This is a genomic window from Desulfosporosinus acidiphilus SJ4 (assembly GCF_000255115.2).
Lineage (GTDB): Bacteria > Bacillota > Desulfitobacteriia > Desulfitobacteriales > Desulfitobacteriaceae > Desulfosporosinus > Desulfosporosinus acidiphilus.
The window spans coordinates 1,857,685-1,869,707 of the sequence record NC_018068.1; the positions used below are offsets into that span (position 1 = coordinate 1,857,685).

General features: G+C 44.4%; 15 protein-coding genes. 11 read left to right on the top strand and 4 right to left on the bottom strand.

The window, feature by feature from the left end:
- The first annotated feature begins 111 nt into the window (after positions 1–111).
- Positions 112–1,185 (top strand): 4Fe-4S binding protein, encoded by a 1,074-nt coding sequence (locus tag DESACI_RS08560; RefSeq protein WP_014826791.1) that lies wholly within the window; start codon positions 112–114, stop codon positions 1,183–1,185.
- Here DESACI_RS08560 and DESACI_RS08565 read toward each other — a convergent pair.
- On the bottom strand, positions 1,157–2,053 hold the full coding sequence (locus tag DESACI_RS08565) for a phosphatase PAP2 family protein (protein ID WP_014826792.1): 897 nt from the start codon (positions 2,051–2,053) through the stop codon (positions 1,157–1,159). The genes DESACI_RS08560 and DESACI_RS08565 overlap by 29 nt on opposite strands.
- A gap of 14 nt (positions 2,054–2,067) precedes the next feature.
- Entirely contained in the window at positions 2,068–2,337 is a 270-nt protein-coding gene (locus DESACI_RS08570) for a carboxymuconolactone decarboxylase family protein (RefSeq protein ID WP_014826793.1), read from the bottom strand.
- Positions 2,338–2,709: 372 nt separating this feature from the next.
- Between DESACI_RS08570 and DESACI_RS08575 the strand changes: the two genes are divergently transcribed.
- The 9 genes from DESACI_RS08575 to DESACI_RS08615 all read left to right on the top strand — a co-directional run bounded on the left by DESACI_RS08575 (position 2,710) and on the right by DESACI_RS08615 (position 10,202).
- Entirely contained in the window at positions 2,710–3,969 is a 1,260-nt protein-coding gene (locus DESACI_RS08575) for a BaiN/RdsA family NAD(P)/FAD-dependent oxidoreductase (RefSeq protein WP_014826794.1), read from the top strand.
- 41 nt (positions 3,970–4,010) lie between these two features.
- The gene (locus tag DESACI_RS08580) at positions 4,011–4,484 is read left to right on the top strand and encodes a hypothetical protein (RefSeq protein WP_014826795.1); all 474 of its coding nucleotides are present in this window, start codon (positions 4,011–4,013) and stop codon (positions 4,482–4,484) included.
- A 117-nt stretch (positions 4,485–4,601) separates the two neighbouring features.
- On the top strand, positions 4,602–5,021 hold the full coding sequence (locus DESACI_RS08585) for a HutP family protein (protein ID WP_014826796.1): 420 nt from the start codon (positions 4,602–4,604) through the stop codon (positions 5,019–5,021).
- 13 nt (positions 5,022–5,034) lie between these two features.
- On the top strand, positions 5,035–5,403 hold the full coding sequence (gene aroH, locus DESACI_RS08590) for a chorismate mutase (protein WP_014826797.1): 369 nt from the start codon (positions 5,035–5,037) through the stop codon (positions 5,401–5,403).
- A 391-nt stretch (positions 5,404–5,794) separates the two neighbouring features.
- Positions 5,795–6,823: a 3-deoxy-7-phosphoheptulonate synthase gene (gene aroF, locus DESACI_RS08595; RefSeq protein ID WP_014826799.1), complete on the top strand. Its 1,029-nt coding sequence runs from the start codon at positions 5,795–5,797 to the stop codon at positions 6,821–6,823.
- Positions 6,823–7,713, top strand: coding sequence for a prephenate dehydrogenase (locus DESACI_RS08600; protein WP_014826800.1), 891 nt, complete (start codon positions 6,823–6,825; stop codon positions 7,711–7,713). Before aroF ends, DESACI_RS08600 begins: the two co-directional genes overlap by 1 nt.
- 88 nt (positions 7,714–7,801) lie before the next feature.
- Complete coding sequence (aroA, locus tag DESACI_RS08605; RefSeq protein WP_014826801.1) at positions 7,802–9,088, top strand: 3-phosphoshikimate 1-carboxyvinyltransferase; 1,287 nt, start codon at positions 7,802–7,804, stop codon at positions 9,086–9,088.
- Positions 9,085–9,801, top strand: a complete 717-nt coding sequence (locus DESACI_RS08610) for an AzlC family ABC transporter permease (protein ID WP_014826802.1) — start codon at positions 9,085–9,087, stop codon at positions 9,799–9,801. The genes aroA and DESACI_RS08610 overlap by 4 nt, the downstream gene beginning before the upstream one ends.
- Before the next feature lie 71 nt (positions 9,802–9,872).
- A complete protein-coding gene (locus DESACI_RS08615; protein WP_014826803.1) occupies positions 9,873–10,202 on the top strand; it encodes an AzlD domain-containing protein in 330 nt (109 codons plus the stop codon).
- Between the two features lie 144 nt (positions 10,203–10,346).
- On the opposite strand, the gene DESACI_RS08620 is transcribed toward DESACI_RS08615, so the two are convergent.
- Both DESACI_RS08620 and DESACI_RS08625 read right to left on the bottom strand, forming a co-directional pair.
- Positions 10,347–10,739, bottom strand: coding sequence for a PaaI family thioesterase (locus DESACI_RS08620; protein ID WP_014826804.1), 393 nt, complete (start codon positions 10,737–10,739; stop codon positions 10,347–10,349).
- Positions 10,740–11,061: 322 nt separating this feature from the next.
- Positions 11,062–11,277: a hypothetical protein gene (locus DESACI_RS08625; RefSeq protein ID WP_014826805.1), complete on the bottom strand. Its 216-nt coding sequence runs from the start codon at positions 11,275–11,277 to the stop codon at positions 11,062–11,064.
- A gap of 86 nt (positions 11,278–11,363) precedes the next feature.
- Between DESACI_RS08625 and DESACI_RS08630 the strand changes: the two genes are divergently transcribed.
- Positions 11,364–12,017, top strand: coding sequence for an HAD family hydrolase (locus DESACI_RS08630; protein WP_014826806.1), 654 nt, complete (start codon positions 11,364–11,366; stop codon positions 12,015–12,017).
- Positions 12,018–12,023: the final 6 nt, after the last annotated feature.

The following is a 12,023-nucleotide window of genomic DNA, read 5'->3' on the forward strand; positions in this document are numbered from 1 at the left end:
AAAGGCGGAAACACTAGTGTAGGTGTTTCCCGCCTTTTTTCTTCAACGAGAATATCCGATGGGTACCTTAGGGCGACTTTATAAAATGCAGATAAGAGTGAGGTCTGATATATGACTTGTCAGATGGTATATCACAACGGAAATTGCCTCAATACTAAAAAAGCATATACGAAGACTTGCCGGCGGTGTATAGAAGTCTGTCCTTATAAAGCAATTTCTGAGTATCGACAACTGGATACCAAGAAATGTTCCGAATGTGGGGCATGTATGGCCGTATGCCCAAGTGACGGATTTGTTGACATTATGGTTGATAAGTTTTATGAGTATCTTGAAGAGACTGATGAAATTCGTTTGAATTGTCCTAAGGCTCTTCCAGCAGGTTTTGAGATCCCGTGTTTGGGTATGTTGGATCGGGATAGTTGGAAAACACTAATTCTTTGGGCAAAGAAAAAACCTGTGAGCATCGCTGCGGGAATATGCACAGCTTGTGGGGATCGTGCAGCTTGTACGGTCAGTGTCCAAGCGTTTAAAGAGGTCCACGAGTCCTGGCCGGAACATCCGGGAGTTCAAATCCTTGTAAGACCGGATAACGGTCAAGAAGGCACTGAATTTAAGGATATTGAAGCTCAAAAAACAGTAAATAAAAGTTTTGCTTTGGGAAATTGGCGCCAGAAAAGCATGAATAAAGTTGAGCAATGGCTGCCTAATCTAACGGCTGATCAAACGTATCCGATCCCTAAGAGCCGTCAGGGATTATTACGATCCTTAAAAAATGACGAGGATGATAAGATACCCTTCCAAGTTTTGGCGGTCTCCAAGTTGTGTACTAATTGCGGAGTTTGCGCATCAATTTGTCCTCAGGGCGCCCTGCAAAAAACTGAGGAATGGGATTCTGATCCGGCGGCCAAAGAGTCCCCATATGAGGACAAGATTTTGTCCCAAAAACTCATTCTTGAACCTCAAAAATGCGTTCATTGCAATCGCTGTATCGAGGTTTGCCGTATTCATGCCCTGTCTTATTCGACAAAAATGTTAAACTACAAGTATTTAACAGGTAAAGTTTTGATTCATGAAGGAAGTCCTTTATATTGTAAAAAGTGCGGTAAAAGGATTTTTGACAATACCGATTTATGCCTTGTCTGCTCAACGAGTGATCCTAACGGACGAAGTTCTTTCTTCCTTTAGAAATCTCTTCTTCTTTTAATGGACGTTCCCATTTTAAGTAACGATAGAGGCAGGGAGCCCCAAAGGATGTCCAAGTTCCTCCGGCCGCAAAGACCGGAAGATAAAGCCAGGGATGGATACGTGTCAGTGGGTGCCAGAGCCAGGCCCAGAGTCCAAAGACGCAAAGGCCAAGGAAAGTTTTCAAAGCGGAAGGTCCAAAGCGAGTTCGTTCACGGTAGTCGAGATAATAATCCTCTAAAAAATACCCGGAGGTAAAACCGATAACAAACCCGACCATTTGGATACCTCGATGGGTGTGATATATAATCAAAAACAGCAAAGGGATGAAGAGGGAAAGAATGAGTTTGGACCGTAACGGGATTTGAAGTTTAAACAAGCGCTCATCGACTTGCTGAAATCCTAAAACAATGATGATTCCGATTAAATAGCCGCCCAGAACGTCTTGGGGCCAATGTACACCAAGATAGAGCCGGGAAAAGCCAATTCCCAAGGTCATAAAAGCACTGATTCCCAACCAAACCTTGTGGGAGCGCCAATGCTTCCCAACATAGGGGTAAAAAGTGGCAGCTCCTTGACTATGTCCACTGGGAAAGGAGCTGCCTGTTGCCGATGAAAGATAAAGAGAACGAATGCCGGGCTGCCCAATCGGCCTCGGGGCATTAATAATGTCTTTTAAAAATCCGTTCAAAGCCATGGAAGTCAGAAATAACGTTGCAAGTCTGAATCCAAAACGCTTGTCAATATTCCAATAGATTACAGAAATTAAAAGGATATAAGTGGGCTCGCTGCCTAAAAAGCTGAGCATGATAAAAAAGTCGTCAATGACAGGAGTATGAATAGATTGAATGGCTTGATAGAAGCTAATCATGTCTGCCTCCCAACTTAGGCATGGTGACAGCCACACCCGCAATCTGCACTGTGTTCGTGAGATTTTTTCTTTGGTTCACGCAAGAGTTGTTCGGCGAGATGAGTCATATGAGTGATGGGTTGTTGTTGAATTTCAGTGGCTAATGAGATTGCTTCTTGAATTTCTGACGTTTCAAGGCCCATTTCCAAGGCTTCCGTTATCGCGACACGAAGAGATGCCAGGGCATTACAGGCGACGGCAGCGGAAATTCGGGCAAGGGTAGTGGTACGTTGGTCAAGGCTCATAAAAATACCTCCTAAATAATTAAAAAAGAGATGTTATGTAAATAGTTTAAGTAGGGATAATTTTAGCACAGATGGGTTTTAAGGGCAAAAAAATAGAATTCCCCTGGAAAGACAGTTAGTTAAGTATACGTTAGAATAAAGGAAATGTGTCATGAAACGGTGAACTTGTTCAGCTAAAGTTGAAACTGAAACTGAACATCGAGGCTTTGGTGACGATAGACTTCGGTGGAGAGTATCGCCCTAGCCGCCTATAACCAAAAAGGAATATTACGCTGCGAAGGAGGACTTTACTCCCACTGAGAAAATCGAAGGAGTAACCCCCACTTATAGAAATAGGATCTTAGTGAGTATAAATAATGAAAGGGAACCAGAATGAAGGATTATCAGATAATTGTGGTTGGCGGCGGTGCTGCCGGAATGATGGCCGCAGGACAAGCAGCCCAAAACGGAGCAAAGGTTCTGTTGCTGGAAAAAAAGGAACGATTGGGCAGAAAAATTGCTATATCAGGTAAAGGCCGATGTAATATTACAAATGAAGAAAATGTTGCGGACTTTATCCGTAATTACCCAGGAAACGGGCGTTTCTTGCATGGGATTTTAAGAGAGTTTGATAATGTTGCCTTACGTCGCTTTCTAGCTCACTATGGGGTGGAAACCAAAGTTGAACGAGGAGGGCGTGTTTTTCCCGTTTCCGATGATGCAGAAAACGTCGTCGAAGCCCTGGCAGGTTTCCTAACCGAATTGGGAGTGACAATAATCACCGGGATTACCATTGAGGAAATTTTAGTTGAGAATGGACGAGTCATAGGAGTACAAGGAATTGATAAGCGGCGATTTTTAGCTCAGGCTGTGATCGTTTGTACAGGCGGAGCGTCTTATCCTGCTACAGGTTCGACAGGTGATGGCTTCCGATTTGCCCGAAAGTTAGGTCACCATGTGATTACTCCCCGTCCAGCTCTAGTTCCCCTGAAAACGGCTGAATCATGGGTGAAGGAACTACAAGGTTTATCTCTTAGAAATGTTGAAGCGACTCTGTGGATCGGAGGAAAGAAAAAAGCTGCTGAGTTTGGAGAAATGCTATTCACTCATTTCGGAGTATCCGGTCCCATCATTTTGACCCTCAGCCGTCAAGCAGGTGAAGGGGTACGTCAGGGTGAGCCTGTTCAATTGCGGATTAATTTGAAACCAGCCCTGACTGCGGAACAATTAGACTTGCGTATTCAAAGAGATTTTCAAAAATACAGCAATAAACAGTTTAAAAATGCTCTGGAAGATCTTTTGCCCCAAAGTTTGATTCCCGTGATGATTCGATTAAGCGGTATTAATCCTGACAGGGTTGTCCATCAAGTCAACCGTGAGGAGCGAAAACGGCTGATCTCGTTGCTGCAAGAATTAGCTCTCACAATTACCGATACCCTTTCTATCGAGACTGCTATTGTCACCGCAGGCGGTGTAGATGTCAAAGAAATCAATCCGAAAACAATGGCCTCCAAACGAATCGAAGGGTTATACTGGGCTGGTGAGGTCGTCGATGTTGATGGAATAACCGGCGGTTTTAATTTGCAGGCCGCTTTTGCTATGGGTTTTCGCGCCGGCCGCGCTGCCTGTGAAGAAGTCTGTTCCCTGGTCTGACAGAGATACTTCGCGCATAAACTTCTTTCGAGGTGGTGTTTGTGCGTAGAAAGGTTCCTATTGGCGAACGGCTTTGGCTGAGTGTTCAAGGTGGAGAGCGCCGAGTTATCCGGATTATGGTTCTAGCTTCCGTATTACTTGTTGTCATGCAGTTCAGTGTAGTCCGTGATCCCCTGCAATTCTACATATCGGTGGCCTCTAAAGTGGAGTCTCCTCCTCTGGACTTACCTTCTCTTGCCCCGAACCAGTCTGTCAAACTATGGAGACTGACCTTAAAAGCAAACCCTGCTGCCCCAATACCGGTTCTGCAAAATGGCAAAGAACTGGCAACCCTTTCGAAGGGGGAACAGCAAATACTTGCTCAAACGGGTCAAATTCAGCTGGACGGCAGAGGCTTATCCCAGATAATACGGGTGCAGATTCTCAAGAATAATGAAGAAGGATTAATTGAACCACACCAAACTCAAATAATTGTTCTACCGGGATCTATTCAAACGTTTCAAGTTAGCCCTTAATGTTGCAAATGCCAAACTTGTGGACTATAATGCAATCATTAAGCAGAAAAACTTGACTTAGGGAGAGGGAGGGCAGGACGGTAGGACTGGTATTAACGATGGGAAAGGAAGGACGGAATGATGGCACAAAGTAAAAAAATTGCTCTGGCAGCTTTAAAAATGGCTATGACAGAGAGCAGGGAAGAAGAAACTCACCTCAAAGACTACTATCAACGACAAGGTGTTAAGACGGCTGCTGTTGATTATGGCGGTGAATATATTAATTCAGTGCGTAAGATTGTAGAACGAGCTATTGTGGCGGCTAAACGCGAAGGGGCTATTCATGAAACTCACAGTGATGAAGGCGCCGTGGCTGGTGCAACCCGTGAGGCCTTAAGTCAAATTATGAATAAAGCTATGGGGTTAAATATTGGTGGTAAGATCGGAATTGCCCGACAAGACGACCATTTAAGTGTTGCAGTCTTTTTTGGCATCGGACTTCTGCATTTGGACGAAGTAGCCGTAGGATTGGGACATCGTGTTGCTCCCAAAGATTAAAGGAGGAACAAATATGGTACGTGGAATACGCGGTGCAACCACCGTTTTGCATAATGATGCCGGAGAAATTCGCGAAGCAACGAAGGAACTCTTGACAAAGATTCTCCAAGATAATAAATTAAGCACGGAAGACTTAGTGAGTGCAATTTTTACGGTGACAGCGGACTTAAATGCAGATTTTCCTGCATCGAGTGCCCGTGAGATTGGCTGGCAGCTGGTTCCCCTGCTTTGCGCCACGGAAATACCTGTCCCAGGTTCGCTTAAGCGCTGCATTCGAGTCTTAATTCATGCTAATACCGACTGCACCCAGAGAGAGATAAAGCATATTTTTTTGCGTGAGGCCGCAGGCTTACGCAAAGATCTCTTGGAGACATGCGAATAATTTAATTTGTTATAGTATAGGGGTTGTGGAGACAACCCCTTTTGTGGTAATATAAATTCAATTTATTTCCCGAAGATGTATGTACGGGCTTTGCCAGGCAAAGCTTATGTAGGATGGTACTTTTTTTATTAAGAATGATTGTTTGTGCTCTTAACAAATGATCGTAGGATAGTAGGATGGGCGCATTTATTGAAGGCAAAAGCACCCTCTTATTAAGGGTGTTTTTTTGTACTTTCTACCGGCCAGGGACAGCCGAGTGTTTAAAGGAGGTAGAAACTATAAACTTTAGCCATGAGATGTTAAATGTATTGGTCAAAGGGTAAGTTAAGCAGGATGGTAGAAAAACAAAACAAAAACGAAAAAAGTAGTATGGTTGAAAGGGGCAGGTCCAATGATTATTGTCTTAAAGATGGGTGCAACAGCTGAACAAATTGAAGAAGTTTCCACGCGGTTAACAGAAGAGGGATTTAAAGTACATCTTTCTGAAGGAGTCGAAAAGACGATTGTGGGTGCGGTAGGTGACCGTACTCGAATTAAGGCTCTTGATTTAGAAGCTTTGCCTTGGGTTGAAAAAGTCGTGCCGATATTAGCGCCTTACAAATTGGTCAGTCGTGAATTTCACCCGAAGGATAGTATCATTCGTATTGGAGACCATGAAATAGGCGGCGATAAGGTTCATATGATGGCAGGGCCCTGTGCAGTGGAAAGCAGAGAACAGATTATAGAAACAGCACACGCCGTACGAGAAGCTGGGGCAACTTTTTTGCGCGGCGGTGCTTTTAAGCCGCGTACTTCCCCTTATTCCTTCCAGGGGCTGGAAGAGGAAGGACTGCGCTATTTAGCCGATGCCCGGACTGAAACAGGGCTGTTAGTGGTGACAGAGGTTATCGATGCCAGAGATGTCTCTCTCGTAGCCCATTATTCAGATATCCTGCAGATCGGTGCAAGAAATATGCAGAACTTTATTCTTCTTAAAGAAGTGGCGAAATGCGGAAAGCCTGTCCTATTGAAACGAGGACCTTCAGCAACATTGGAAGAGTGGATGATGGCGGCCGAATATATCATGGATGGCGGAAATTACCAAGTCATGTTTTGCGAGCGCGGAATCCGCACCTTTGAGAGCTATACCCGCAATACCCTGGATCTAACAATGGTTCCGGCCTTGCATACTCTCTCTCATTTGCCTGTTATCGTTGATCCCAGTCATGGCACAGGCCGGTGGCAACTGGTTCATCCTATGGCTAAAGCGGCCTTGGCAGCCGGAGCAGACGGTTTAATCGTCGAAGTTCATCCCCAGCCGGAGAAAGCTGTGTCCGATGGAAAGCAGTCCTTAACTCCGGAAAAGTTTAAACTAATGATGGATGATTTGGCCGGATTAAGCAAAGCCCTTGGTCGTTCCCTAGGGGAAGTGAGCTTGTGATGCAGCATCCAGCGGCTACTTTGACGCCGGGATGGTCAGGCCTTCGGGTTCCGAAGGCCTGCATCTTTGGTTTAGGATTAATCGGCGGGTCTTGGGCGGGTGCCTTACACGATCTTGGTTGGGATGTAGTGGCTGTTGATATGGTAGAAGCAAGTATCGAAGAAGCGATACGACGAGGTTGGATTCAAGAAGGGTGGACCGAGGTACCGGAGTTTCTGGAAGTCGATCTTGTTGTCTTGGCCCTTCCGCTTAAAGAATTAGTCAAAGGGTTCAGCCATTTAGCAGTTAAAATTCCCAAAGGAGCTATTGTCACGGATGTCGGCAGTATTAAATCTGAAATTTGCCTCAAGTGTCAAGAAGAATTGCAAGGATCGGAAGTTTATTTTATAGGCGGGCACCCCATGGCGGGATCGGAACAGTCGGGATTCGAAGCATCCAATCAAAACCTTTTTCGGGGCTTCCCCTACGTCCTAACTCCTTCTGCAGACTGCCCGGAATTCGTTTTAGAAAAATTTGTGCAGCTGGTTCAGGGATTTGGGGCAAGGGTAGAGTTTCGCGATCCTTCGGATCACGACCGTGAAGCAGCTATGGTAAGTCATATCCCCCATATCTTGGCTGTTACGTTATCTTTAGCTGCCGAAGATGCTTCCTTTGACGGAGAGTCGCTTTTGTCTTTGGCAGGCCGCAGCTTTCGAGATCTGACACGAGTCGCAGACAGCTCTCCGGAAATGTGGAAAGAAATTATGGTGAGGAATTCAGAGACCATTCTGGAGGGACTAACCCTTTGGGAAAAGAGGGTGAGGGAATTTCGCGAGTACCTCGAGAATGGAGAAGGAGAGAAGATTGCAGAAGTGTTTCGGATGGCGCATAATATCCGCACTGCTCTTTGATACGGTGAATTTTTGAGTTGCTCTTAGCTTAAGAACTTATAGTATAATATGATAAATCTGCAATAAATATGGGACAGGGGGAATTCCAATGGGAGGCGTATTTGTTAAGCCTATAACAGGAGTTAAGGGGGAAATTCAAGTTCCCGGAGATAAATCCATCTCTCATCGGGCTGCCCTTCTAGGCGGAATGGCCTTTGGTGAAACTCATGTTACCAATTTCTTATTGGGACAAGATTGCTTAAGTACTTTGGGATGTTTAAGAGAACTCGGCGTGGCTTGGGAAAGACAAGGAACTGAAGTATGGCTGCACGGAAAAGGCATGGACAATTGGCAAGAGCCAGCCAACGTTTTAGATGCGGGTAACTCCGGGACAACCTTCAGGCTAATGCTCGGTGTATTGGCGGGCAGTCCTTTTTCTGTGACCTTAACAGGAGATGATTCCCTGCGTTCACGCCCTATGAGACGGGTCACGGATCCCCTCAAACAAATGGGAGCACGTATTTTGGGACGAAGAGAGGGCAACTTGGCACCCATCACCATGCAAGGCGGTCAGCTGCTGGGACAGTCTTTTCAAACCGAGGTAGCTTCAGCCCAAGTCAAATCGGCGTTACTCTTAGCAGGCTTAAGAGCAAAGGGAGAAACCAGTGTACAAGAACCTACACTATCCCGGGATCATACGGAACGAATGCTTAGAGGCTTTGGGGTTGAGGTTCAAAGCGACAATACTATTGTAAAAGTTAAGGGCGGCGGGAAATTGACGGGTCAAAATGTTTCTGTTCCCGGGGATATATCTTCAGCAGCTTTTTTCTTAGTTTTAGGAAGTTTAGTTAGGCAAGGTGAGATGATTCTTCCGGAGGTTGGGATAAATCCGACTCGTACCGGGATTATTGACGTTCTGCAAGCCATGGGAGCAGATATCGAATACCTAGAAAGCTCAGAAATCTGCGGCGAACCTCGCGCAGCCTTGAGGGTTAGACCTTCTCAGCTGCGAGGAATTGAAATTAGCGGAGATTTAATTCCGCGTTTGATCGATGAAATACCAATCTTAGCATTAGCAGCCAGCTTAGCTGAAGGGGAAACTGTCATTCGCGATGCGGCAGAACTAAGGATTAAAGAAACAGATCGCATAAAAAGAGTTGCGGAAGGCTTAAAGGCTTTAGGCGCAACGATTGAAGAGCTGCCGGACGGAATGAGAATCAAGGGTCGGCCTGAGTTGCACGGCGGAGAAGTCAGCAGTTTCGGAGATCATCGCTTGGCAATGACTTGGGCAGTAGCAGGAATGCTCTCCCAAGAAGGAGTCAGCGTGGAAAATATGGCAGCTGCGAATGTCTCATTCCCTAATTTTTTAGAAATTGTAGAGAAGGTTGTTCTATGAGTTCTGCGAAAATAGAACCTATGGAAAAAGGGTTTGTCTTTGGGCTGCGTCAATCGTTAAGTATTGTCGTAGGGTATGCTCCTGTAGCTGTAACCTTCGGCATTTTAGCAACTCAGTTTGGTATAAGTGTTTGGGAAGCAGGGCTGATGTCCTGTTTCGTATTTGCCGGCGCCTCTCAGTTCATTGCTATTGAAATGCTTCACCAAGGTGCCACGGCATGGATGATAGGTCTTACCACCTTAATTGTTAATATCCGACATGTACTTATGAGTCTTTCCGTTGTGCATTTTTTCCCAGAAAGATCGCGCACTTGGTCACTAGGATTAGCCCAAGGACTCACCGATGAGACCTTTGTCCTCAATTCAAGAATTCTCAAGGAGGTGGCAGAAGAAGAACAGCGCCGCCGTATTATGTTGGGAGTTAATTCGGGCGCCTTTGCTTCCTGGGTTATCTTTACAGTGTTAGGCGGGCTGATTGGCAAATGGCTGCCGGTCCAGTTCTCTGGTTTTCAATTCGCACTTCTCGCTCTCTTCATCATCTTGACTGCCTCTTCCTTGTCCCGAAAGAATCTGATGACGTATATTCTTGCCGGGATCTTAGCAGTCGTCTTCAAACTGCTTCTTCCAGGAAAACTATACATTATCTTAAGTGTTGCCCTTGCCGCAGGAATCGGAGCAGTCTGGAAAAGCAGAAACGATAAGCTAAACCATTGAATGAAATAAACGTAACATACGTGCGATACCCTCCATTGGAGACTATCGGATTGCGGGAAGAGAGGAGAATTATGCCGATTCATTTCGTTGAAACAATTTTTTTAATGACTTTGGTAACCTATGGTTCCCGGGTACTGCCGTTTCTATTATTTAAAGGGACAAATGTTCAAGGATTTGTGCGGAATTTTATTGAACTAGTCCCAATTGCCCTGCTGGCTGCTTTAGTTATTCCGGAGTTAGTTACTCCGGGAGGATCGGTTGTCGTACTTAACAATCCTTACTTATGGGCAGGGATTTTAACGTTTCTATTTGCTCGTAAGATTCCGAATTTATTTCTGGGAATACTCTTTGGCATGATTGTCTACTGGGGATTGGATAAGCTGATGCTTGTTTTCCATTAATTAATCTATGCGAGATCCTAAGCTTAAAAAACATTAAAAGATTATGAGCAAACAGAAGCGTTATTAAAATGAACAATTATTTTGATTTTGTTAGTAGTGTTTAACAAATATTATGTTGTTTTACTATTTATTATGATTTCAATCCTATAATTGTGTGATCATAAAGGTCGCGGTTCCGTAGGCTACAGTTTTGCCCTGATCGTCTTTAATTTCACCTTGTCCGACGACGATTCTCCTGCCTTTATGGATAACGTTTCCTAATGCATAAAGTGTTCCTCTCTGAACCGGGCGTAAATAGTTAAGTTTAAGTTCTACTGTTGAGGCGCCTTCTTCAGGACTAAGCCGCTGGTTTATGGCCACTGCTATACATGCGTCGAATAAGCTTGCGATGGCCCCGCCATGTACGTTCCCGTAGAATTGTTTTAAATTCTCTGTAACTTTCATAACCAGTTGGATTTTTCCGTCTTCAGTCTCTTCCGTCATCATTCCTAAGTGCTTCCAGTAGTTGTTGTTTTCTAAATCGGCGATTCGAACCATTTTAGGGTCACCTGCTTTCTGAATTACTGCTGCTTAAAGGCATAGATATGAGAACTTTTTCGTTATCCAATAGTAAGACTCGAGTTCACTTTTAATCTGAGGATATCACATTTTGACAGGGGATACTAATTTTCTGCAGATTTCAAGTTTTAAGTGTCACGTATTAAGGCATAAAAATCGTCTCAAACATAAAACTCCGAGAATTTCTCGGAGTTTTTGTTTTTTCCTGGTAAACTTAAGTTAAGTTAGGTATAGTAAAAGTCATGGGATATTCACTTTTATTTTGGCAATATGTGTTCTGCCGGTGAATCAGCGTTTCAATTTAACTCTGATAAGTATTCTCTGACTGAGAATCGCCCATCATATCCATCTCGTTATTTTCATCGGAATCAGAGTCTGAATTTGAATAACCGTGTCCCCGTGATACGATGGTATATCCATACTGTTCAGATTTGCGCCCCAAAATAAAGGCAGCAACGAGGCTGAGAATAAAAAACAATCCATGGGAATGGTAATATTGTCTTTGACGCCAAAACATAGTTGATCCTCCTTTCTTACGTTTTAGATTAGCCGATTTAAGAGAATCTCATCCGGGTAATATAAGGAAAAACAAGGAGGCTTTCCATGCGATATCAGATTTTACTTTGGGATCTTGATGGGACACTGACAGACCCCAAACAAGGTATTACACGCTCTGTACAGTATGCGCTCCAAAAGCTTGGTTTTCCCTATCCTCATGAAGACGAATTGGAATGGGTTATTGGACCGCCTTTAATGGATAGTTTCAGGGTGCTTCTTGAGACTGAAGATAACGATCTTCTAACAACTGCATTAGATTTTTATCGAGAACGTTTCAGAGAAATCGGCATGTTTGAAAATAAGGTTTATCCAGGCATTCCGGAATTGTTGGCCTCGTTAAAGGGAAAGGGCTGTCAGCATTTTTTGGCTACCTCAAAACCGAAAATTTTTGCCGCAGAAATACTAAAGCACTTTTCGCTGAAAGACTATTTTAGCAAGATCATGGGCAGCGAATTGAACGGAAAATTTGTAGAAAAGGAAGATCTAATTCGTGAAGTTTTGCAAGGAGTACCCCAAGAGCTCCGGTCCAAAACGGTTATGATCGGCGACCGTCGCTACGATGTTCAAGGGGCCAGATCTAATCATATTGAGGTTATTTCAGTTGGCTATGGTTATGGGACGAATGAAGAATTAGAGCTCGCAGCTCCGGATTATCTTGTTTCCAGCGTACGGGAGTTAGAGCGATTGCTTCAAAATTGAGGTGAT

Coding starts and splice junctions, on each gene's coding strand:
- DESACI_RS08575 (WP_014826794.1), top strand. CDS start 2,710: ATGAAGGATTATCAGATAATTGTGGTTGGCGGCGGTGCTGCCGGAATG.
- DESACI_RS08565 (WP_014826792.1), bottom strand. CDS start 2,053: ATGATTAGCTTCTATCAAGCCATTCAATCTATTCATACTCCTGTCATT.
- DESACI_RS08630 (WP_014826806.1), top strand. CDS start 11,364: ATGCGATATCAGATTTTACTTTGGGATCTTGATGGGACACTGACAGAC.
- DESACI_RS08615 (WP_014826803.1), top strand. CDS start 9,873: ATGCCGATTCATTTCGTTGAAACAATTTTTTTAATGACTTTGGTAACC.
- aroA (WP_014826801.1), top strand. CDS start 7,802: ATGGGAGGCGTATTTGTTAAGCCTATAACAGGAGTTAAGGGGGAAATT.
- DESACI_RS08600 (WP_014826800.1), top strand. CDS start 6,823: ATGCAGCATCCAGCGGCTACTTTGACGCCGGGATGGTCAGGCCTTCGG.
- DESACI_RS08620 (WP_014826804.1), bottom strand. CDS start 10,739: ATGGTTCGAATCGCCGATTTAGAAAACAACAACTACTGGAAGCACTTA.
- DESACI_RS08570 (WP_014826793.1), bottom strand. CDS start 2,337: ATGAGCCTTGACCAACGTACCACTACCCTTGCCCGAATTTCCGCTGCC.
- DESACI_RS08560 (WP_014826791.1), top strand. CDS start 112: ATGACTTGTCAGATGGTATATCACAACGGAAATTGCCTCAATACTAAA.
- DESACI_RS08585 (WP_014826796.1), top strand. CDS start 4,602: ATGATGGCACAAAGTAAAAAAATTGCTCTGGCAGCTTTAAAAATGGCT.
- DESACI_RS08610 (WP_014826802.1), top strand. CDS start 9,085: ATGAGTTCTGCGAAAATAGAACCTATGGAAAAAGGGTTTGTCTTTGGG.
- aroH (WP_014826797.1), top strand. CDS start 5,035: ATGGTACGTGGAATACGCGGTGCAACCACCGTTTTGCATAATGATGCC.
- aroF (WP_014826799.1), top strand. CDS start 5,795: ATGATTATTGTCTTAAAGATGGGTGCAACAGCTGAACAAATTGAAGAA.
- DESACI_RS08625 (WP_014826805.1), bottom strand. CDS start 11,277: ATGTTTTGGCGTCAAAGACAATATTACCATTCCCATGGATTGTTTTTT.